This window comes from Streptomyces sedi (assembly GCF_006335015.1).
GTDB lineage: Bacteria > Actinomycetota > Actinomycetes > Streptomycetales > Streptomycetaceae > Streptomyces > Streptomyces sedi.
In genome coordinates, this window is record NZ_VDGT01000015.1 from 123531 (window position 1) to 144819 (window position 21289).

Genomic DNA, 21289 nt, shown 5'->3' on the forward strand with positions numbered 1-21289 from the left:
GGCCACCCACACCACGGTCGGCGTCGGCGGCGCGGCCGAGAGCACCGACATGGTGCTCAACATCGGTCCCCAACACCCGTCGACCCACGGGGTGTTGCGGCTGCGGCTGGTGCTCGACGGGGAGCGGATCTCGCAGGCCGAGCCGGTCGTCGGCTACATGCACCGAGGTGCCGAGAAGCTCTTCGAGGTGCGGGACTACCGGCAGATCGTGGTGCTCGCCAACCGGCACGACTGGCTCTCCGCCTTCGCCAACGAGCTGGGCGTGGTGCTCGCCGTCGAGCGGATGCTCGGCATGGAGGTGCCCGAACGCGCGGTCTGGCTGCGCACGCTGCTCGCCGAGTTGAACCGGGTGCTCAACCACCTGATGTTCCTCGGCTCCTACCCGCTCGAACTGGGCGGGCTGACGCCCATCTTCTATGCCTTCACCGAACGCGAGGGCCTCCAGAGGGTGTTGGAGGAGGTCTCGGGCGGCCGGATGCACTACATGTTCAACCGCGTCGGCGGCCTCAAGGAGGACCTGCCGGCCGGCTGGACCGGGCGGGCCAGGGCCGCCGTCGCCGAGGCACGCGCCGGGCTGCCGCGCCTGTCGGAACTGGTGCTGGGCAACGAGGTGTTCCAGGCCCGCACCCGGGGCGTCGGCGTGCTGCGCCCCGAGACGGCGCGCGCCTACGGCGTGAGCGGGCCGATCGCCCGCGCCAGCGGCGTCGACTTCGACCTGCGCCGCGACGAGCCCTACCTCGCCTACGGCGAACTGGCCGACACGCTGCGCGTGGTGACCAGGACGGAGGGCGACTGCCTGGCCCGCTTCGAGGTGCTGCTGGACCAGACGGCGAACGCGCTCAACCTCGCCGACGCCTGCCTCGACCGCCTCGCCGAGCTGCCGCCCGGGCCGGTCAACCAGCGGCTGCCGAAGGTGCTCAAGGCCCCCGAGGGCGCCACCTATGCCTGGACGGAGAACCCGCTGGGCGTCAACGGCTACTACCTCGTCTCCAAGGGGGAGAAGACCCCCCACCGGTTGAAGCTGCGCTCCGCCTCGTTCAACAACATCCAGGCGCTGCGCGAGCTGCTGCCCGGCACGCTGGTCGCCGACATGGTGGCGATCCTCGGCTCGTTCTTCTTCGTGGTCGGCGACATCGACAAGTAGCGGAGCGCCCCCTCAGAACAGGCCGTCCGCCGCCACGCCCACCGGGTGCAGCAGCCAGCGGAAGCCGCCCAGCCCCGCCGGGTCGGTCAGCTCGGCGGCCTCACCCGCCTCGTTCAACGCCCGCAGATAGCCGACCGGATCGCCGCTCGCCAGCGCCAACGGCGGACGCGCCCCGCGCACGCCCAGCGCGCGCAACGCCTCGCGCTGCACGAGCAACCGCCCGCCGGGGCGCACGGAGGCGCAGGAGTCCAGCGCCACATGGGCGGTCAGGTCGCACCGCCCGTCCGGCACGGGCGCCACCGCCCGCCCGCCGCGGTAACCGGTCAACGTGCCGCCGTAGGGCCGGTCGTCCGCCGTGTGCCCGTAGTCGACCGCGACGGCCAGCCCGCGCGCCAGCGTGGCCACCGCGCCCGCCCAGGCCGCGTCCCTGGCCAGCCCGATCTCGAACCGTTCGCCCGGCCGCCCCGACGGCGGCCACCAGCGGCGCAGCCACGTCGCCTCCGCCGGGTCCGGCTCGGGCCCGGCCCGTTCCGTCCCGTCCCCGGCGACCAGCACCCGCCTGACCACGCCGGCCGCGTCCGTCTCGGCGACCTCAAGCGGCACGTTGTCCAGCCACTCGTTGGCGAAGAGCAGCCCGACGCTTCCCTCCGGCGGCTCCGCGCACCAGACCACCCGCGGATCGAGCCCCGCCGGCCGGTCCGCCTTCTCGACGGCGAACGGCCGCAGCCGCGACGCCAGTTCGGGCGGCGCCTGGGCGAGCACCCCGGCGAGCAGCTCGCCCCGGCCCGCGCCGAGGTCGACCAACGCCAGTTCGGGGGGCCGTCCCAGGGCGGCGTCCACCCTGCGCAGCAGTTCGAGCACGGCGCCGGCGAAGCGCGGCGAGGCGTGCACCGAGGTCCTGAAGTGCGCCGAGGGCGGCTGCTCGCGGTAGAAGCCACGCGGCCCGTAGAGGGCGCGTTCCATCGCCGCACGCCACCCCTCGACGGCCGTCCGGTCGGACACGGGGCCGGGCATGTGAGGGTCTCCGTCCACCTTGAGGAGTAGTTGAACGCTTCCTGTATCGGTCGCCGGGCTGACTCCCCGGCCGTTCCCAGTGCATACGCTGGGTGAAGTGAACCGGCTCTATGACTTTCTCCGCCGTCACCCGACCTGGGTCGACGGCTGCTGGGCGTTCGTGCTCGTGTTCACCTCCTTCTTCGTGATGGCCCTGCCCTTCGAGGGAGGAGAGTACGACGGGTCCGAGGCCGGCGCCGTGGTGACGCTGGCGGGCCTGGGCGCGGTGGTGATGCTCCGCCGCCGCTGGCCCGGCCAGATGCTCGGCCTCGCCATCGTGCTCGGCCTCTTCCAGCTGGCGGTCGACGTGCCGCCGCTGCCGGCGAACTTCGCCCTGCTGATGATCATCTTCACCGTGGCGGCCCGCCCCGAGCGCTGGGCCTCCCGCCTCGGGCTGCTGACCTCCGTCGCCGCCCCCGTGCTCTCCACCGTGCGCTGGCCCGAGCCCGAGGAGCAGACGCTCGCCGGGATGATCATCTCCTGCGCCTTCCTGACCGTCGCCTTCTGCCTCGCCTGGGTGCTGGGCGACTCGCTGCGCACCCGCCGCGCCTACTACGCCGAGCTGGAGCAGCGCGCCGCCCGCCTGGAGCTGGAGCGCGAGACGCAGGCCAGGATGGCGGTCGCCGCCGAACGCGCCCGCATCGCCAGGGAGCTGCACGACGTCGTCGCGCACAACGTCTCCGTCATGGTCGTCCAGGCCGACGGCGCCGCCTACGTGCTGGACAGCGCCCCCGAGCAGACCCTCAACGCGCTGCGCACCATCTCCGGCACCGGCCGCCAGGCGCTCGCCGAGATGCGCCGGCTGCTCGGCGTGCTGCGCACCGAGGACAGCTCCGTCGGCGCGCAGGACTACGTGCCGCAGCCCGGCGTCGAGCAGCTGACCGAGCTGGTCGACCAGGTCAGGGACACCGGCCTGCCCGTCGACTTCCGCGTCTCCGGCACGCCGAGGCCGCTGCCCAGCGGCGTCGAGCTGACCGCCTACCGCATCGTGCAGGAGGCGCTGACCAACACCCGCAAGCACGGCGGCCCCGACGCCGGCGCCACCGTCGCCCTGGAGTACGGGGGCGACGCGCTGACCGTGCTCGCCGAGGACGACGGGCGCGGCGCGCAGCAGGAGCTGTACGAGGGGCGCGGGGCCGACGGCCAGGGGCATGGACTGATCGGGATGCGGGAACGCGTCGGAATGGTCAACGGCCTGCTCGTCGCCGGCCCCCGCCCCGGCGGCGGCTTCCGCATCAGCGCCACCCTGCCGCTCAACGGCGGACAGTGAGCGCCGGCACCGCCCACCCCGACCCGCGCCCCCGCGTTCCCACCCGCGCCACCCAGCGAAGGACTGCCCGATGCCGATCCGCGTGATGCTCGTCGACGACCAGGCCCTGCTGCGCACCGGCTTCCGCATGGTGCTCAGCGCCCAGCCCGACATCGCCGTCGTCGCCGAGGCGGGCGACGGCGTCGAGGCGCTGGAACGGCTGCGGGACACCGCCGTCGACGTGGTGCTGATGGACGTGCGGATGCCGAGGCTGGACGGCGTCGAGACGACCCGCCGGATCTGCCAGGGCCGCGAGGGCGGGCCCGGATCGCCCCGGGTGCTGATCCTGACCACCTTCGACCTCGACGAGTACGCGTTCTCCGGGCTCCAGGCCGGCGCCTCCGGCTTCCTGCTGAAGGACGTGCCGCCCGACGAGCTGCTCGGCGCGATCCGCGCCGTCCACAGCGGCGACGCGGTCGTCGCGCCCACCACCACCCGCCGGCTGCTCAACCGCTTCGTCACCCTCCTCCCCGACCCCCGGGAGCGCCGCACCCCGGAGCTGGACCTGCTGACCGACCGCGAGCGCGAGGTGCTGCTGCTGATCGCGCAGGGCCTGTCCAACGCGGAGATCGCGGCCCGGCTCGTCGTCTCGGAGGCGACCGTGAAGACCCACGTCGGGCGCGTGCTCAACAAGCTCCATCTCCGCGACCGCGTCCAGGCCGTCGTCCTCGCCTACGAGGCGGGCCTGGTGCGGGCCGGCGGCCAGTAGCCGGACGGCCCGCGCGCCGGCCGGGCGCCGTAGCATGTGGGGGACGTCCGGTACCGAGGGGAAGGACCGGAACGCTCGACCAGGAAGAGAACCCACGTGAACGCCGCCTCAGCGCCCCGCACCACCGAGGCGCACGACCGCCCGGCGCGGCTGCGCGTCGGTGTGGTCGGCGCCGGCCGCGTCGGCCCCGTGCTGGCCGCCGCGCTGCGGCTGGCCGGGCACCGGCCGGTGGCCGTCTCCGGCGTCTCCGACGCCTCCCGCCGCCGCGCCGACGCGCTGCTTCCCGGCGTGCCGCTGGTCACGCCCGAGGAGGTGCTGGCCATGGCCGACCTGGTGCTGCTGACCGTGCCCGACGACGCCCTGCCCTCGCTGGTCGCCGGCCTCGCCGAGACCGGCGCGATCCGGCCGGGCCAGCTGCTCGCCCACACCTCGGGCCGGCACGGCGTCGAGGTGCTGCGGCCGGCGCTGCGGGCCGGCGGGTTGCCGCTGGCGCTGCACCCGGTGATGACGTTCAGCGGCACCTCGGTCGACGTGCAGCGGCTGGCCGGCTGCTCGTTCGGGGTCACCGCCCCCGAGGAGCTGCGGATGGCCGCCGAGGCGCTGGTCATCGAGATGGGCGGCGAGCCCGAGTGGATCGAGGAGCGGGACCGCCCGCTCTACCACGCGGCGCTCGCGATGGGCGCCAACCACCTGGTCACGCTCGTCGCCCAGTCGCTCGACGTGCTGCGCGGCCTCGGCGTCGCCGCCCCCGACCGGATGCTCGCCCCCCTGCTGGGCGCCGCGTTGGACAACGCGCTGCGCTCCGGCGACGCGGCGCTGACCGGGCCCGTGGCGCGCGGGGACGCGGGCACCGTCGCCGCGCACGTCGCCGAGCTGCGGGAGCACGCCCCCGACGCCCTCGCCGGCTATCTGGCGCTGGCCCGCACCACCGCCGACCGCGCCCTCGACCACGGGCTGCTGCGGCCCGAGTCGGCGGAGGCGCTGCTCGACGTGCTGGCGGGCGACGCCGAGGGCGGCCGGGGAGCCGGCCAGGGACCGGACGGAGCGGAACGATGACGGTGACCGTGGCGCACACGGCCGAGCTGCTGCACTCCCATTACACCGAGGGCGCGCGCCGCGCGGTCGTCATGACGCTGGGCGCGCTCCACGAGGGCCACGCCACCAACATCCGCGCCGCGAGGGAGCGGGTCGGACCCGCGGGGCAGGTCGTGGTCACGGTCTATGTGAACCCGCTCCAGTTCGGCGAGGGCGAGGACTTCACGCGCTACCCGCGCACCCTGGAGGCCGACCTGCGGCTCGCCGGGGAGGCGGGCGCCGACCTGGTCTTCGCGCCCTCCGACGCCGAGATGTACCCGTCGGGGCGCCCGCTGGTGACGCTGTCGGCCGGCCCGCTGGGCGACCGCCTTGAGGGCGCCTCCCGGCCGGGGCACTTCGACGGGATGCTGACCGTCGTCGCCAAGCTGCTCCACCTCACGCGCGCCGACGTGGCGACGTTCGGCGAGAAGGACGCCCAGCAGCTGGCGCTGGTGCGGCGGATGGTCGCCGACCTGGACTTCCCGGTGGAGATCCTGCCGGTGCCGACCGTCCGCGAGCCGGACGGGCTGGCCCTCTCCAGCCGCAACCGCTACCTCTCGCCCGCCGAGCGCACCACGGCGCTCGCGCTCTCCCGCGCCCTGGCCGCCGCCGCCGAGCGCCCGGACGCCGCCGGCGCCAGGGCCGCCGCCGCGGCCGAGCTGGCCGCCGCCGCCGAGGCCGACCCGCCGCTCGCGCTCGACTACCTCGCGCTGCTCGACCCGGCCGAACTCACGGACGCCCCCGACGACTTCGCCGGTGAGGCGCTCCTCGCCGTGGCCGCCGGGGTCGGCACCACCCGGCTGATCGACAACCGCCGGCTGACCCTGCGCGGCCCCGCGTGAGCGCGCGGACGCCGCTGCCCGCCGGCCTGGCGGGGCCGCTGCCGGCCCCGCCGCCCGGCTGGGCGATCGAGGCGGACGTCGTCGTCGTCGGCTCCGGCGTCGCCGGGCTGACGGCCGCGCTGCGCTGCGCCGCCGCCGGCGCGCGCGCCGTGATCGTCACCAAGGCCAGGCTCGACGACGGCTCGACCCGCTGGGCGCAGGGCGGCATAGCCGCCGCCCTCGGCGAGGGCGACACCCCCGAGCGGCACCTGGAGGACACCCTCGTCGCCGGCGCCGGCCTGTGCGACGAACGCGCGGTGCGGGCCCTGGTCTCCGAGGGCCCCGCGGCGGTGCGGAGACTCATCGCGCTGGGCGCCACGTTCGACACCGGCCCCGACGGCGCGCTGTCCCTGACCCGGGAGGGCGGCCACCACCGGCGCCGCATCGCGCACGCCGGCGGCGACGCCACCGGCGCCGAGATCTCCCGGGCACTGCTGGCCGCCGTGCGCGCCGCCGGCATCGAGACCGTGCAGAACGCGCTGGTCCTCGACCTGTTGAAGGACGCCGAAGGCCGCGCGGCCGGCGTCACCCTGCACGTGATGGGCGAGGGGCGCCACGACGGGGTCGGCGCGGTGCGCGCCCCCGCCGTGGTGCTGGCCACCGGCGGGATGGGCCAGGTCTACTCGGCCACCACCAACCCCTCGGTCTCGACGGGCGACGGCGTCGCCCTGGCGCTGCGCGCCGGCGCCGAGGTCTCCGACCTGGAGTTCGTCCAGTTCCACCCCACCGTGCTCTTCCTCGGCCCCGAGGCCGAGGGCCAGCAGCCGCTGATCTCCGAGGCGGTGCGCGGCGAGGGCGCCCACCTGGTGGACGCGGACGGCGTCCGCTTCATGCTGGGCCGCCACGAGCTGGCCGAGCTGGCGCCCCGCGACATCGTGGCCAAGGGCATCACCCGCCGGATGCGGGAGCGGGGCACCGACCACATGTATCTGGACGCCAGGCACTTCGGCGCCGCGATGTGGGAGCGCAGGTTCCCCACCATCCTCGCCGCCTGCCGCGCCCACGGCATCGACCCGGTGACCGCGCCCGTCCCCGTCGCGCCCGCCGCCCACTACGCCTCCGGCGGCGTCCGCACCGACCTCGCCGGCCGCACCACCGTTCCCGGCCTCTACGCCTGCGGCGAGACGGCCTGCACGGGGGTGCACGGCGCCAACAGGCTGGCGTCCAACTCCCTGCTGGAGGGCCTGGTCTTCGCCGAGCGGATCGCGACCGCCGTGCGGGAGGACGCCCCCGTCGCCGGCCCGCCCGTCGCCCCGCCGCCCGGCCCCGAAGGGCCGGGGCTGCCGCCGCCCGAGGCGCGCGCCGCCCTCCAGCGGCTGATGACGGCCGGCGCCGGCGTGCTGCGTTCCGGCGCCAGCCTCGCCGAGGCCGCGGCTGCCCTGGACGCGCCGGCCGAGGACCGCAAGCCGGCCGAGCCGGGCACCGACAGCTGGGAGACGGCTAACCTGCGTCTGGTCGCCCGGGTGCTGGTCGCCGCGGCCCAGGCCCGTGCGGAGACGCGGGGCTGCCACTGGCGCGAGGACCACCCCGAGCGGAACGACGCCGGGCGGCACCATCTGGTGGCCGCCCTCCGCACCTCAGCGGCGGGGCACCACCTCGCCGTCCACCCCACCGAATCGACCGCGTTCCCCGACGGCCCGGTCGTCCCCTAGGAGAGCCTTCGCCGTGACCAGCAGTCCCCGAACCCCAGGCACACCGCCGGCGCGGCCGGTCGAGTTGACGCTGCTGCCGTTGGGCAGCCGCCCGGTGGACGAGCCGGTTGGCGGCGGCTGCGGCTCGGGCTGCGGCTGCGGCGACGGGCACGACGAGGGGGCCGAGCTCGACCCGTTGGAGTGCGGACTCGACCCCGACCTCGCCGCGCTGCTGGCGGCCGGCGGCCTGGACCCGGTGCAGGTGGAGGACATCGCGCACCTCGCGGTCGAGGAGGACCTGGACAACGGCGTCGACCTGACCACCGTGGCCACCGTTCCCGAGGAGGCCGTCTCCACCGGCGACTTCACCGCGCGGCAGGCCGGCACGGTGGCCGGGCTGCACGTCGCTGAGGCGGTGCTCTCGGTGGTCTGCACCGACGAGTTCGAGGTGGAGCGGCACGTCGCCGACGGCGACCGCGTCGAGCCCGGCCAGGTGCTGCTCTCCGTCACCGGCCGCACCCGGGACCTGCTCACGGGGGAACGCTCCGCGCTCAACCTGCTCTGCCGGCTCTCCGGCGTCGCCACCGCGACCCGCGCCTGGGCCGACGCCCTCGGCGACACCGGCACCAGCGTGCGGGACACCAGGAAGACCACCCCGGGGCTGCGCGCCCTGGAGAAGTACGCGGTGCGCTGCGGCGGCGGGGTCAACCACCGGATGTCGCTCTCGGACGCCGCGCTGATCAAGGACAACCACGTGGTGGCGGCCGGCGGCGTCGCCGAGGCGTTCCGCAGGGTGCGCACCGAGTTCCCCGGCGTCCCGGTCGAGGTCGAGGTCGACCGGCTGGACCAGATCGAGCCGGTCCTCGCCGAGGGCGCCGACCTGCTGCTGCTGGACAACTTCAGCCCCGAGCAGGCCGCCGAGGCCGTCCGGCTGGTCGCCGGCCGGGCCGAGCTGGAGTCCTCCGGGCGGCTGACCCTCGCCGACGCGCCGGCCTACGCGGCCACCGGCGTCGACTACCTGGCCGTCGGGGCGCTCACCCACTCGGCCCCGATCCTGGACATCGGCCTGGACCTGCGCGAGGCCGACACCGCCGAGGGGAGCGACTGACCGTGCTGCTCACCATCGACGTCGGCAACACCCACACCGTCCTCGGCCTCTTCGACGGTGAGGAGATCGTCGAGCACTGGCGGATCTCCACCGACGCCCGCCGCACCGCGGACGAGCTGGCCGTGCTGCTCCAGGGCCTGATGGGAATGCACCCGCTGCTCGGCGAGGAGCTGGGCGACGGCATCGACGGGATCGCCATCTGCTCGACGGTCCCCTCCGTGCTGCACGAGCTGCGCGAGGTGACCAGGCGGTACTACGGCGACATCCCGGCCGTCCTGGTCGAGCCGGGCGTGAAGACGGGGGTGCCGATCCTCACGGACAACCCGAAGGAGGTCGGCGCCGACCGGATCATCAACGCGGTCGCCGCGGTCGAGCTGTACGGCGGCCCCTGCATCGTGGTCGACTTCGGCACCGCCACCACCTACGACGCGGTCTCCGCGCGCGGGGAGTACGCGGGCGGCGCGATCGCTCCGGGGATCGAGATCTCCGTCGAGGCCCTGGGCCTGCGCGGCGCCCAGCTGCACAAGGTGGAGCTGGCCAGGCCGCGCCACGTCATCGGCAAGAACACGGTCGAGTCCATGCAGTCCGGCATCCTCTACGGCTTCGCCGGCCAGGTCGACGGCATGGTGGAGCGCATGTCGCGCGAGCTGGCCGACGACCCGGACGACGTCACCGTCATCGCCACGGGCGGCGTCGCCCCGATGGTCCTGCGGGAGTCCACGGTGATCGACGCGCACGAGCCCTGGCTGACCCTGATCGGCCTGCGGATGGTCTACGAACGGAACGCCTCCCGTCTCTGAGCTTCGCCGTCTCCGACTTCACCGTCTCCGGGCTTCGCCGCCGTCTCCCGATCGCCGGTGCCGCTTCCGCGGGAACACGCCGCCCCAATGACGGTGGATTGTCTGTTTAGTACTTAAAGTCGGTTTATGGCTATGTCTCAGGCTTCCTCCCCCACCCCGGGCGGCGACGGGGACGACAACGGTGAGCGGCAGTCACGGCGCCCGGCGGCCCGTCGCCCGGTGCCCACGCCGGCGGACGTCTTCCCGCCGCGCCGGAGACGCCCGGCGCCGCCGCCACCGCCGCCCCAGGGGGGCGGGGAGGGGGACCGCGAGGAGCCGGGCGCGGGGGAGCGTGCCGAAGGGGAGGAGTGAGGCGAAGCCGGCACAAGGCGGTCGGTAGGCTGACTCACCCGAGCAGCCCCCAAGGAGGTCGCTTCCCGTGGACTACGTCGCCGCGCTCTTCGCCCCCACGGTGATGGCCGTCGCCTTCACCTATCTGATCGTCACCATCGTCCGCAGTCAGGGCGGCGCCAACAAGTACAAGGAGGACGCCGCCGTCGACGCCGCGCTCGCCACGGCCGCCCCCCGGCAGGCCGAGCCCGAGCGCGGCGGGACCGCGCGTTCCGCCGACTGAGCCGAGTCACCCCCGCACGGCGGGGGCGCGGGGCCGCCCGTTTTATCCCGGCGGCACTATTGTGCTTCCTGTGCCTCGGCCATTGGGAGAGTTGGAAGACGCGGTGATGACCCGCGTGTGGGAGTGGAACCGCCTGGTCACTGTGCGAGAAGTACTCGAAGATCTGCGCCAGGACCGTTCGATCGCCTATACGACTGTGATGACGGTTCTGGACAACCTGCATCAGAAGGGCTGGGTCCGCCGCGAGCAGGAGGGCCGGGCCTATCGCTATGAGGCGGTCTCGACGCGGGCCGCCTACTCGGCGGCATTGATGAATGACGCGTGGTCCGAGAGCGACAACCCGGCCGCGGCTCTCGTCGCTTTCTTCGGCATGATGTCCCCCGAGCAGGTCGCGGCATTGCGCGGCGCCCTGCGGGTGGTCGACGTGGCCGGAGTTCGGGTGGCCTCCCCCGAAGAGGACGGCGACCAGCCGCGGCGATAACCTCGCCGCTGTGTCGGAAAACCCAACGGAAGTCACTGTGCGCCGCGCCAGGACTACGGATGTCGCCGAGGTGCGCCGGCTCATCGACGCGTACGCCCGGCGCGGCATCCTGCTGGACAAGGCGACGGTGACCCTTTATGAGGACATTCAGGAGTTCTGGGTGGCCGAGCGCGACGAGGACGCGGCCGTCGTGGCCTGTGGCGCGCTGCACGTCATGTGGGAGGACCTGGCCGAGGTGCGCACCCTCGCCGTCGACCCGGCCGTGCGCGGGCGCGGCGTCGGCCGCCGGGTGCTGGAGAAGCTGCTGGGCACGGCCAGGTGGCTCGGCGTTCGTCGAATTTTCTGCCTCACCTTCGAAGTGGAGTTCTTCGCCCGGCACGGCTTCGTCGAGATCGGCGACGCCCCGGTCGACGGCGATGTCTACAGCGAGCTGCTGCGTTCCTATGACGAGGGCGTCGCCGAGTTCCTGGGACTGGAACGGGTGAAGCCCAACACATTGGGTAACAGCCGGATGCTGCTGCAACTCTGATTCATGTGACGAGCGGCGAGTGTTATGTCCGAATCGTCCCGCCGTGTCATATGCGCCACCGGCTAATCAGGGCCCGGGGTTTGTGTTTTTCCGGCAATGGCGGTTTGATTACATCCGCAGTCCTAATGGTATTCCGAACTATGAAAGAGGAGTAGCCCGGTGGCACAGAAGGTTCAGGTCCTTCTCCTCGATGACCTCAGCGGGGGCGAGGCGGACGAGACAGTTACGTTCGCCCTCGACGGCAAGACTTACGAGATCGACCTCAACTCGGAAAACGCCGAGAAGCTTCGCGACGCCCTTGACCCCTATGTCAAGGCGGGTCGGCGGGCCGGCAGCGGACGCGCCGCGCGTGGGCGTGGCCGGGGAGCGGCGACGGGTGCGACCGCCGGGGGCGCCACCCAGGACACCGCGAAAATCCGTGCGTGGGCGAAGGAGAACGGATTCGAGGTCAATGACCGGGGTCGCGTTCCCGCGAACATCCGCGAGGCCTACGAGAAGGCCGGCGTCTGAGGGCTTCCCTCGTCGACCTGCCGACGTCAGACGGTCTCCGCGCTCCCGCACCGGCCCCCGGGCCGGCGCGTGGCGGGGGAGACCGGGTCCCGTGAACGGGGGGCCGCCTCGTGCGGCCCCCCGAGGCATGTCCGGGGGCGGATTCCGACCCCGGACGACCCGGTGACACTGCGCCCGCGTACCGCCGCTCAGGGTGTTCGCGTTCGCCTGTAGCGGATGTCGGGGTACCGGGCCGCATGGAGTGTCAGCCTTGGGGGGTAGGAAGTCCCTAATGGATGAGGGGGGCGGTGGATTGTGGGTCACGACCGGCTATCCGGGGTGCGTTCGCCGACGGCGTAGCCGTCTTCGGCGCTCAGTCGTGGCCTGCGGGAACATCGTCTCGCACTATCGGGTTGGAGCTGTTGTCGCCTGTTCGGGGCACGGAGCCGGGGACAGGAGCCACACAGTCGGAATGAGCGGTCCCCCGTTGCGGGACTAAGCTGCGGAAGGACAGGGAGGGGACCGACCCCTTTACTGCCTGACCGCTCTGAGGAGCGATTATCGATGTTCGAGAGGTTCACCGACCGCGCGCGGCGGGTTGTCGTCCTGGCTCAGGAAGAAGCCCGGATGCTCAACCACAACTACATCGGCACCGAGCACATCCTTCTGGGCCTGATCCACGAGGGTGAGGGTGTCGCCGCTAAGGCCCTGGAGAGCCTCGGGATCTCGCTTGAGGCAGTCCGCCAGCAGGTGGAGGAGATCATCGGGCAGGGCCAGCAGGCGCCGTCCGGCCACATCCCCTTCACCCCCCGGGCCAAGAAGGTCCTGGAGCTGTCGCTCCGGGAGGCACTCCAGCTCGGCCACAACTACATCGGCACCGAGCACATCCTGCTCGGCCTGATCCGCGAGGGCGAGGGCGTCGCCGCCCAGGTCCTGGTGAAGCTCGGCGCCGACCTGAACCGGGTGCGCCAGCAGGTCATCCAGCTGCTCTCCGGCTACTCGGGCGGCAAGGAGGCGGCCACCGCCGGCGCCCCCGCCGAGGGCACGCCCTCCACCTCCCTGGTGCTCGACCAGTTCGGCAGGAACCTGACCCAGGCCGCCCGTGAGACCAAGCTCGACCCGGTCATCGGGCGCGAGAAGGAGATCGAGCGGGTCATGCAGGTGCTGTCCCGCCGCACCAAGAACAACCCGGTGCTGATCGGCGAGCCCGGCGTCGGCAAGACGGCCGTCGTCGAGGGCCTGGCCCAGGCGATCGTCAAGGGCGAGGTGCCGGAGACGCTCAAGGACAAGCACCTCTACACCCTGGACCTCGGCGCGCTGGTCGCCGGCTCCCGGTACCGCGGTGACTTCGAGGAGCGCCTGAAGAAGGTCCTCAAGGAGATCCGCACCCGCGGCGACATCATCCTGTTCATCGACGAGCTGCACACCCTGGTCGGCGCCGGCGCCGCCGAGGGCGCGATCGACGCCGCCAGCATCCTCAAGCCGATGCTGGCCCGCGGCGAGCTGCAGACCATCGGTGCCACGACGCTGGACGAGTACCGCAAGTACCTGGAGAAGGACGCCGCGCTTGAGCGCCGCTTCCAGCCCATCCAGGTCGCGGAGCCGTCGCTGCCGCACACCATCGAGATCCTCAAGGGCCTGCGGGACCGCTACGAGGCGCACCACCGGGTCTCCATCACGGACTCGGCCCTGGTCGCCGCCGCGCAGCTCGCGGACCGTTACATCTCGGACCGCTTCCTGCCCGACAAGGCGATCGACCTGATCGACGAGGCCGGCTCGCGGATGCGCATCCGCCGGATGACGGCCCCGCCGGACCTGCGCGAGTTCGACGAGAAGATCGCGAACGTGCGCCGGGAGAAGGAGTCCGCGATCGACTCGCAGGACTTCGAGAAGGCCGCCTCCCTCAGGGACAACGAGAAGCAGCTGCTCACCGCGAAGGCCCAGCGGGAGAAGGAGTGGAAGTCCGGCGACATGGACGTCGTCGCCGAGGTGGACGAGGACCTCATCGCCGAGGTTCTGGCCGCCTCCACGGGCATCCCGGTCTTCAAGCTGACCGAGGAGGAGTCCTCGCGACTGCTGCGCATGGAGGACGAGCTGCACAAGCGCGTCATCGGCCAGCAGGACGCGATCAAGGCGCTCTCCCAGGCCATCCGCCGCACCAGGGCCGGCCTGAAGGACCCGAAGCGCCCCGGTGGCTCGTTCATCTTCGCCGGCCCGTCCGGTGTGGGTAAGACCGAGCTGTCCAAGACGCTGGCGGAGTTCCTCTTCGGCGACGAGGACGCGCTGATCTCCCTCGACATGTCGGAGTTCGGCGAGAAGCACACGGTCTCGCGGCTCTTCGGCTCCCCGCCCGGCTACGTCGGGTACGAGGAGGGCGGCCAGCTGACGGAGAAGGTCCGGCGCAAGCCGTTCTCCGTGGTCCTCTTCGACGAGGTCGAGAAGGCCCACCCGGACATCTTCAACTCGCTGTTGCAGATCCTGGAGGACGGTCGACTGACCGACTCCCAGGGCCGGGTCGTGGACTTCAAGAACACGGTCATCATCATGACGACCAACCTCGGTACCCGGGACATCTCCAAGGGCTTCAACCTCGGCTTCGCGGTCGCGGGCGACGTCAACACCGGGTACGAGCGGATGAAGGCCAAGGTCAACGACGAGCTGAAGCAGCACTTCCGCCCGGAGTTCCTGAACCGTGTCGACGACACCGTGGTGTTCCACCAGCTGACCCAGGAAGACATCATGAAGATCGTCGACCTGATGATCGCGCAGGTGGACGAGCGGTTGAAGGACCGCGACATGGCGATCGAGCTGTCCACGGACGCCAAGGAGCTGCTGGCCAAGCGCGGCTACGACCCGGTGCTCGGCGCCCGGCCGCTGCGGCGCACCATCCAGCGGGACGTCGAGGACGTGCTCTCGGAGAAGATCCTCTTCGGCGAGCTGCGCCCCGGCCACATCGTGGTGGTGGACACCGAGGGCGAGGGCAAGGACCGCACCTTCACCTTCCGGGGTGAGGAGAAGTCCTCGCTGCCCGACGCTCCGCCGGTCGAGCAGGCCGCCAAGGGCGGGCCGAAGCTCTCCAAGGACTGAGGCGCCCCCTCAGCCCTGGCAACCACGGGTGCCCCGCGACCTCCGGGTCGCGGGGCACCCGTGGTTTCGGGGGCGTACCGGCCGTCGCGAGGTCGCTTCGGTCCGGTGGCCGCGCTCGCCGGTTGGGCGAATCCCGCCCAGGATGGGAGTACGGGGTCCGACCGAGCCGGTCGACCGTCGAGCGCCGGGAGGAGCGACGCCCATGCGGCACGAGATGCGGGCCGAGTACGCCGAGACCGACGAGACGGAAGAGGCGGACGGCGGGCCCGCCGGAGCCTGGCCGGTGAAGACCTGGCACATGGTGCGGGCCGGCGAACGCGAGGCGATGTGTGGCCGCGTGCTGCGCCCCGACGCCAGGGGGCTCTCCGAGGCGGAGTGGGGGCGCACCCCCGAACCGTTCTGCCACACCTGCGGGGCGCTCTACCTGCGCGAGTCGCCCTAGGCGAGCTGTTCGGCGGGTCCGCCCGGCGGCTGTGTGCGGCCGTTCGGGTGGATTGTCAGTGGTGTGCGGCAGACTGCCCGCATGACTGAGAAGCGGGTCGTCACCGGAGCCGACGGGCTGGCGCGCTGCCCCTGGGGGGCCACGCCCGAGGAGTACCGCGTCTATCACGACGAGGAGTGGGGGCGTCCGGTCCGGGGGGACGACGCGCTCTTCGAGCGGATCTCCCTGGAGGCGTTCCAGTCCGGCCTCTCCTGGCTGACCATCCTGCGGCGCCGGCCCGGGTTCCGGACCGCGTTCGCAGGGTTCGAGATCGCGTCCGTGGCCGGGTTCACGGAGCGGGACGCCGACCGGCTGCTCGCCGACACCGGCATCATCCGCAACCGCCGGAAGATCGACGCCACGCTGGCGAACGCACGGGCCCTCGCCGGCTGGTCGGAGGGGGAGCTGACGGAGCTGGTCTGGTCGTTCGCCCCCGACCACGCGGCCCGCCCGGCGCCGCCGAGCCTGGCCGACGTGCCGGCCACGACCCCGGAGTCCGTCGCCCTGGCCAAGGAGCTGAAGCGGCGCGGCATCCGCTTCGTCGGGCCCACCACGGCGTACGCGCTGATGCAGGCGTGCGGCCTGGTCAACGATCATCTGCGGGGGTGCCACGCCAGGGGAGAGTGACGAAAGGCCCGGCGGGGGATGCGGTCGATAAGAGAGGGAGGAGCCGAGCCACATGACTGAGCATGACTGGCGGATCGTCGAGGTCGAGACGGTCGAGGAGGTGATGGGCGCCGAGGCCCTCTACGACGGGGCTGCCCGCCGTGAGTGGGCCGAGCGGTTCCTCGCCTCGCCGGGCCACCATCTGCTGTTGGCGCTGGCCGCCGACGCCGAGGGCCCGGTGGGGATGGTGTCGGGCGTCCAGATGACGCACCCGGACAAGGGCACCGAGATGATGCTCTACGAGCTGGCAGTCGCGGAGTCGCACCGCCGCCGGGGGATAGGCAGAGGCCTGGTGGACGCCCTGGGCCAGCTGGCGCGGGCCCACGGCTGCTACGGGATGTGGGTCCCGGTCGACGCGGACAACGAGGCGGCCCTGGCGACCTACCGCTCCGCCGGCGGTCGGACGGAGGAGCTCTGCCAGGTGCCCGTCTGGGACTTCGCGCCGCCGGAGCCGTCGGAGGCTTAGCGGTCTCGGGGTCTCGGGGTCTCGGGACAGGGGGCGGCGTACGACGGCGCCACCGTCGTACGCCCTTCCCGTCAGGAGCTGCCGGGGAGGCGGTAACGCCCGTCGGGGAGCCGTTCGATCAGCCCGTCGCTGAGCAGCCCGCCCAACGCGCGGGAGCGCTGCTCCGGGTCGTGCCAGACCCGGTCCAGCGCGGCGCGCGGCACCGGCCCCGGCAGCTCGCGCAGGACCGCGAGCAGTTTGCCTCGCACCTGGCGGTCGGTGCCCACATACGTCTGGGTGCGCCGCGGCGGTCCCTGGTGCGCCGGTGATCCGGCGCGGCGCCAGGCGCACTGCTCCAGGATCGGGCAGCGCCCGCAGTCCGGCGTGCGCGCCGTGCACAGCAGCGCGCCCAGCTCCATGGTGGCCGCCGCCCAACGGGCCGCCGTCGTGGGCTCCTCCGGCAGCAGCAGCCTGGCGAGCTTGCGTTCGGCGGCGGTCGTGGCGTTCGGCGGGTACTCGGTGCCCGAGACGGCGCGGGCGAAGACCCGGCGCACGTTGGTGTCCAGCACCGCGTGCCGCTGGCCGTAGGCGAAGGAGGCGACGGCCGCCGCCGTGTACTCGCCCACGCCGGGCAGCGCCAGCAGTTGGTGGTGGTCGGTGGGCACCTCGCCGCCGTGCCGTTCCGCTATGGCCGCCGCCGCGCCGTGCAGCCGCAGCGCGCGGCGCGGGTAGCCGAGGCGGCCCCAGGCGCGGACGGCCTCGCCCGAAGGCTCGGCCGCCAGGTCGGCGGGGCGCGGCCAGCGGCGCAGCCACTCCTCGTAGACCGGCAGCACGCGGCTCACCGGCGTCTGTTGGAGCATGAACTCGCTCACCATGACGCCCCACGCACCGGCCTCGGGCCGTCGCCAGGGCAGGTCACGGGCGTTGTGGTGGAACCACTCGATCACCGGCGCGTGCAGGGCGTCGGGGTCGGTCCCGGAGGACGCCTCGCCCTGGGCTGTGTCAGTCGCAGTCGTCGCAGTCATGGCAAGGGCGATCCTGGCACGGCCCGGCCACGGCACAAAGCGGCCCGCGCCCCGCGCGTGTTGATACGGAACGGTGTCCTGGCAAGCCGAGGGTGGGTCATTCGGGTGTGGCCGAAGTCTCGTAAGGTTTCCGCGTGGGATCACTGCGAACTCCGGTCGGCCCGTTGCCCTCCGCCATCTACTGGCGCCGCAGGGCCGTGATGGCGTGCGTGCTCGCCGTGGTGCTGTTGCTCATCTTCTGGGCGGTGCGTTCGACGGGCGGTGGGAGCTCCAACGCCTCGGGCCAGGACGACGGCAAGGGCCCGGCCGACTCGATCACCCCCGGGCCGACGCCCTCGGAGTCGCTGATCGAGGAACGCCCCGGAGGCCGCGAGGACGACGCGGACGGCGACGGGGAAGAGGAGGGCGACGGCGGGGAGGACGACGGCGGTTCGGCCGACTCGGAGGGTTCGGGGGGTTCCGAGGGGCAGGACGACGGCGGGAACGGCGACAGCGCGGGCGGTGACGGCTCCGAGAGCGGCGGCGAGGGCGGCGGCGGGGCCGGGGGGCTTCCCGGGTGTGTGGAGAGCGAACTGACGCTCTCGCTGCGCAGCGACGCCAACGACTACTCCCCGGGCGAGGAACCCGAACTGCGGTTCACGGCTGAGAACACGGGCGCGGCACCCTGCCGGGTCGACTTCGGCCACGACGCGTTGACGATCTCGCTCGTCGACGACGGGGGCGACGAGGTCTGGTCCTCCGCCGACTGCCCCGAGACGCCGGCCTCCTCGCCCACCGCGGTCTCCGCGGGCGGCACCGCCGATCACACGGTCACCTGGGACCTGCGGCTCTCGTCGGCCGACTGCGACGCGGCTCCCGGCCCTGCCGCCTCCCCGGGTACCTACCTCGCCGAGGCGCGGTTGTCGGGTCACCCGGTCACCCAGACGTCCTTCCGGCTCGCCGAGGACTAGGGCCTGCCGGCCGGGCTTTGGGGGAGCGGCCCGCCTTCGCGGCGGTGCGAGCTTCGTTGAGCGGCCCGCGGGTCTGCCGCGCCCGCGGGGACTTGCCTCGCCGAGGCGCGGTTGTCGGGTCACCCGGCTCCCCAGACGTCCTTCCGGGGATCGCGCGTTGTTCGGCTGTGCCGGACGGGCTCCCGCTCGGCGGAGGGTCAGACGTAGCGTTCGAGGATCGAGGACTCGGCCAGGCGGGAGAGGCCCTCGCGGACGGAGCGGGCCCGGGTCTCGCCGACGCCGTCCACGGCCTGGAGGTCGTCGACGCTGGCCGCCAGCAGCTTCTGGAGGCCGCCGAAGTGGTCGACCAGCCGGTCGATGACGAGGCCGGGAAGCCGGGGGATCTTCGCCAGCAGCCGGAAGCCGCGCGGGGAGACCGCCGTGTCCAGGGAGTCGGGGGCCACGCTGTAGCCCAACGCCCGTGCGACCAAGGCGAGTTCGAGTAGCTCGGCGTGGCCGAGGCCGTCCAGCTCGGACAGCGCGGTGCCGACCTTGCGGGAGCGCTTGCCTGCGGCGTCCGGGAGGTAGTCGCGGACGATCAGCTGGCGTTCGGGCTCGACGCCGGCGATCAGCTCGTCCAGCTGGAGCGAGAGCAGCCGTCCGTCGGTGCCGAGCTCCACCACGTACTCGGCGATCTCCACGGCGATCCTGCGCACCATCTCCAGGCGCTGCGCCACGGCCGCCACGTCCCTGACGGTCACCAGGTCCTCGATCTCCAGCGCGGAGAGCGTGCCGGCGACCTCGTCGAGTCGCAGCTTGTACCGCTCCAGCGTGGCCAGTGCCTGGTTGGCCCGGGAGAGGATCGCTCCCGAGTCCTCCAGCACCCGCCGCTGGCCGTCGACGTAGAGCGCGACCAGCCGCATCGACTGACTCACCGAGACGACGGGGAAACCGGTCTGGATGGAGATCCGCTGCGCGGTGCGGTGCCGGGTGCCGGTCTCCTCGGTCGGGATGCTCGGGTCGGGCACCAGCTGCACGCCGGCGCGCACGATCCGCGAGATGTCCCGGTCCACGATCACCGCGCCGTCGAGCTTGCACAGCTCGCGCAGGCGGGTCGCCGTGAACTCGACGTCCAGCACGAAGCCGCCCGTGCACAGCGACTCGACCGTGCGGTCGACTCCCAGCACGATGAGGCCGCCCGTGCTCCCCCGGAGAATGCGCTCCAGGCCGTCCCGGAGCTGGGTGCCGGGGGCGACCGCGCTGAGCGTGGCGCGCAGCAGGCTGTCCGCTCCCGAGCCACCCACGGCCCTGCCGGGACTCGCCGGCCGGTCGCTGGCTGCCATGCACTCCTCCGGGGGACGAAACCGCCATCTGAGCCGCCGAGTCTACCGGCGTGCCCTCTGTCGCCCGGCGGCCTCCGCCCGATACGCCGGGAGTACACCCAGCGCCTCCCCGATATCGGCGACCTCAAGCACCCGCATCCCGGGCGGCGCCTCGCCCGAGTCGACCGGCACCAGAGCGTGCGAGAAGCCCAGTCTCGAAGCCTCGGCCAGCCGTCGCTGCACACCGGTGACCCGGCGCACCTCTCCGGCGAGTCCGACCTCGCCGACGGCCACCAGGTTCTTCGGGAGCGGGGTGTCGCTGGCGGCGCTGGCCAGGGCGAGGGCGACCGCGAGGTCCGCCGCAGGCTCGGAGAGCCGCACGCCGCCGACCGTGGCCGTGTAGATGTCGTTCTTACCCAGGGCTGATATCTGGCCGCGCTGCTCCAGGACGGCGAGCATCATCGAGACCCGCGAGGTCTCCAGGCCGGAGGTGGTGCGCCGGGGCGAGGGGATCTGGCTGTCGACCGTCAGCGACTGGACCTCGGCGACCAGCGGCCGGCGGCCCTCCAGGGTGACCGTGAGGCAGGTGCCGGGGACCGGTTCGTCCCTGCGGGTCAGGAAGAGGCCCGAGGGGTCGGCGAGCGAGGTGATGCCCTCGTCGTGCAGCTCGAAGCAGCCGACCTCGTCCGTCGCCCCGTAGCGGTTCTTCACCCCGCGCACCAGGCGGAGCCTGGCGTGCCGGTCGCCCTCGAAGTTGAGCACGACATCCACCAGATGCTCCAGCAGCCGGGGGCCGGCGATGGCGCCGTCCTTCGTCACATGGCCCACCAGGACCGTGGACATCCCGCGCTCCTTGGAGGCGCGGATCAGCGCCCCCGCGACCTCCCGCACCTGCGCCACCCCGCCGGGCGCGCCGTCCACCTCGGCCGAGGCGACGGTCTGCACCGAGTCCAGCACCAGCAGACCCGGCCTGACCGCGTCCAACTGGCCGAGCACCGAGCCCAGGTCCGTCTCGGCGGCGAGATAGAGATGGTCGTCGAGCGCCCCGATGCGGTCCGCCCGCATCCGCACCTGGCCCGCGGACTCCTCGCCGGTGATGTAGAGCGTCGGGCGGGACTGCGAGGCCGCCTTGGCCGCCACGTCCAGCAGCAGCGTGGACTTCCCCACGCCCGGCTCGCCGGCCAGCAGCGCCACGGCGCCGGGCACCAGCCCGCCGCCGAGCACCCGGTCCAGCTCGGGCACGCCCGTGCTCCTGGCCGTGACCGCCGCGCCGTCCACCTGCCCGATGGGGACCGCGGGCGAGGCGACGCGCGCCGCGGGAACGGTGCGTACGGCGGGCGTGCCGCCGACCTCCTCCACCGTGCCCCACGCGTGGCACTCGGGGCAGCGGCCCAGCCACTTCCCCGTGGACCAGCCGCACTCGGTGCAGCGGTACGCCGGACGGTCACTTTTTCGAGCCATGGGCGGAACGCTACCGTCGCGCACTGACAGCCGAACGAACCACCCGCCGACG

At 73.1% G+C, this 21289-nt stretch carries 22 protein-coding genes; 18 read left to right on the forward strand and 4 right to left on the reverse strand.

Annotated elements, in window-relative coordinates; translation table 11 throughout:
- Positions 1–49 precede the first annotated feature (49 nt).
- A complete protein-coding gene (locus FH715_RS19585; RefSeq protein WP_246108853.1) occupies positions 50–1144 on the forward strand; it encodes an NADH-quinone oxidoreductase subunit D in 1095 nt (364 codons plus the stop codon).
- Positions 1145–1156: 12 nt separating this feature from the next.
- On the opposite strand, the gene FH715_RS19590 is transcribed toward FH715_RS19585, so the two are convergent.
- On the reverse strand, positions 1157–2158 hold the full coding sequence (locus FH715_RS19590) for an SAM-dependent methyltransferase (RefSeq protein WP_139647113.1): 1002 nt from the start codon (positions 2156–2158) through the stop codon (positions 1157–1159).
- A gap of 97 nt (positions 2159–2255) precedes the next feature.
- Here FH715_RS19590 and FH715_RS19595 point away from each other — a divergent pair, with 97 nt between their 5' ends.
- The 16 genes from FH715_RS19595 to FH715_RS19670 all read left to right on the forward strand — a co-directional run bounded on the left by FH715_RS19595 (position 2256) and on the right by FH715_RS19670 (position 16521).
- Complete coding sequence (locus FH715_RS19595; RefSeq protein WP_139647115.1) at positions 2256–3467, forward strand: sensor histidine kinase; 1212 nt, start codon at positions 2256–2258, stop codon at positions 3465–3467.
- 70 nt (positions 3468–3537) lie between these two features.
- Positions 3538–4215 carry a response regulator gene (locus FH715_RS19600; protein ID WP_139647117.1) on the forward strand — a complete coding sequence of 226 codons (678 nt, stop codon included), beginning with the start codon at positions 3538–3540 and terminating at the stop codon, positions 4213–4215.
- A 96-nt stretch (positions 4216–4311) separates the two neighbouring features.
- The gene (locus tag FH715_RS19605; protein WP_139647119.1) at positions 4312–5271 is read left to right on the forward strand and encodes a Rossmann-like and DUF2520 domain-containing protein; all 960 of its coding nucleotides are present in this window, start codon (positions 4312–4314) and stop codon (positions 5269–5271) included.
- Entirely contained in the window at positions 5268–6131 is an 864-nt protein-coding gene (gene panC / locus FH715_RS19610; protein ID WP_139647121.1) for a pantoate--beta-alanine ligase, read from the forward strand. The genes FH715_RS19605 and panC overlap by 4 nt, the downstream gene beginning before the upstream one ends.
- Positions 6128–7822: an L-aspartate oxidase gene (locus FH715_RS19615; RefSeq protein ID WP_170184771.1), complete on the forward strand. Its 1695-nt coding sequence runs from the start codon at positions 6128–6130 to the stop codon at positions 7820–7822. Before panC ends, FH715_RS19615 begins: the two co-directional genes overlap by 4 nt.
- A 13-nt stretch (positions 7823–7835) precedes the next feature.
- On the forward strand, positions 7836–8909 hold the full coding sequence (nadC, locus tag FH715_RS19620; protein ID WP_425472751.1) for a carboxylating nicotinate-nucleotide diphosphorylase: 1074 nt from the start codon (positions 7836–7838) through the stop codon (positions 8907–8909).
- Between the two features lie 2 nt (positions 8910–8911).
- Positions 8912–9709 (forward strand): type III pantothenate kinase, encoded by a 798-nt coding sequence (locus FH715_RS19625; RefSeq protein ID WP_097231580.1) that lies wholly within the window; start codon positions 8912–8914, stop codon positions 9707–9709.
- A gap of 126 nt (positions 9710–9835) precedes the next feature.
- Entirely contained in the window at positions 9836–10060 is a 225-nt protein-coding gene (locus FH715_RS28620) for a hypothetical protein (protein WP_139647123.1), read from the forward strand.
- Between the two features lie 67 nt (positions 10061–10127).
- Positions 10128–10322 carry a hypothetical protein gene (locus FH715_RS19635; protein ID WP_139647125.1) on the forward strand — a complete coding sequence of 65 codons (195 nt, stop codon included), beginning with the start codon at positions 10128–10130 and terminating at the stop codon, positions 10320–10322.
- Positions 10323–10392: 70 nt separating this feature from the next.
- Positions 10393–10803 (forward strand): BlaI/MecI/CopY family transcriptional regulator, encoded by a 411-nt coding sequence (locus tag FH715_RS19640; RefSeq protein ID WP_139647127.1) that lies wholly within the window; start codon positions 10393–10395, stop codon positions 10801–10803.
- A gap of 10 nt (positions 10804–10813) precedes the next feature.
- The gene (locus FH715_RS19645; RefSeq protein WP_097231576.1) at positions 10814–11332 is read left to right on the forward strand and encodes an amino-acid N-acetyltransferase; all 519 of its coding nucleotides are present in this window, start codon (positions 10814–10816) and stop codon (positions 11330–11332) included.
- A 159-nt stretch (positions 11333–11491) separates the two neighbouring features.
- The gene (locus FH715_RS19650) at positions 11492–11842 is read left to right on the forward strand and encodes a histone-like nucleoid-structuring protein Lsr2 (RefSeq protein ID WP_097231575.1); all 351 of its coding nucleotides are present in this window, start codon (positions 11492–11494) and stop codon (positions 11840–11842) included.
- A 543-nt stretch (positions 11843–12385) separates the two neighbouring features.
- Positions 12386–14908, forward strand: a complete 2523-nt coding sequence (locus FH715_RS19655) for an ATP-dependent Clp protease ATP-binding subunit (RefSeq protein ID WP_139647129.1) — start codon at positions 12386–12388, stop codon at positions 14906–14908.
- 202 nt (positions 14909–15110) lie between these two features.
- Positions 15111–15350, forward strand: coding sequence for a hypothetical protein (locus tag FH715_RS19660; RefSeq protein ID WP_139647131.1), 240 nt, complete (start codon positions 15111–15113; stop codon positions 15348–15350).
- Positions 15351–15431: 81 nt separating this feature from the next.
- Complete coding sequence (locus FH715_RS19665; RefSeq protein WP_139647133.1) at positions 15432–16016, forward strand: DNA-3-methyladenine glycosylase I; 585 nt, start codon at positions 15432–15434, stop codon at positions 16014–16016.
- 52 nt (positions 16017–16068) lie between these two features.
- Positions 16069–16521 (forward strand): GNAT family N-acetyltransferase, encoded by a 453-nt coding sequence (locus tag FH715_RS19670; protein WP_139647135.1) that lies wholly within the window; start codon positions 16069–16071, stop codon positions 16519–16521.
- A 71-nt stretch (positions 16522–16592) separates the two neighbouring features.
- Here FH715_RS19670 and FH715_RS19675 read toward each other — a convergent pair whose 3' ends face one another.
- The gene (locus FH715_RS19675) at positions 16593–17525 is read right to left on the reverse strand and encodes an HhH-GPD family protein (RefSeq protein ID WP_139647137.1); all 933 of its coding nucleotides are present in this window, start codon (positions 17523–17525) and stop codon (positions 16593–16595) included.
- Positions 17526–17659: 134 nt separating this feature from the next.
- On the opposite strand from FH715_RS19675, the gene FH715_RS19680 reads away from it, so the two are divergent.
- Positions 17660–18475, forward strand: coding sequence for a hypothetical protein (locus FH715_RS19680; RefSeq protein ID WP_139647139.1), 816 nt, complete (start codon positions 17660–17662; stop codon positions 18473–18475).
- A gap of 197 nt (positions 18476–18672) precedes the next feature.
- Here the strand turns inward: FH715_RS19680 and disA are convergent, their stop codons facing one another.
- Positions 18673–19797, reverse strand: coding sequence for a DNA integrity scanning diadenylate cyclase DisA (gene disA, locus FH715_RS19685; protein ID WP_139647141.1), 1125 nt, complete (start codon positions 19795–19797; stop codon positions 18673–18675).
- A 42-nt stretch (positions 19798–19839) separates the two neighbouring features.
- Entirely contained in the window at positions 19840–21237 is a 1398-nt protein-coding gene (radA, locus tag FH715_RS19690) for a DNA repair protein RadA (protein ID WP_139647143.1), read from the reverse strand.
- Between the last annotated feature and the right edge of the window lie 52 nt (positions 21238–21289).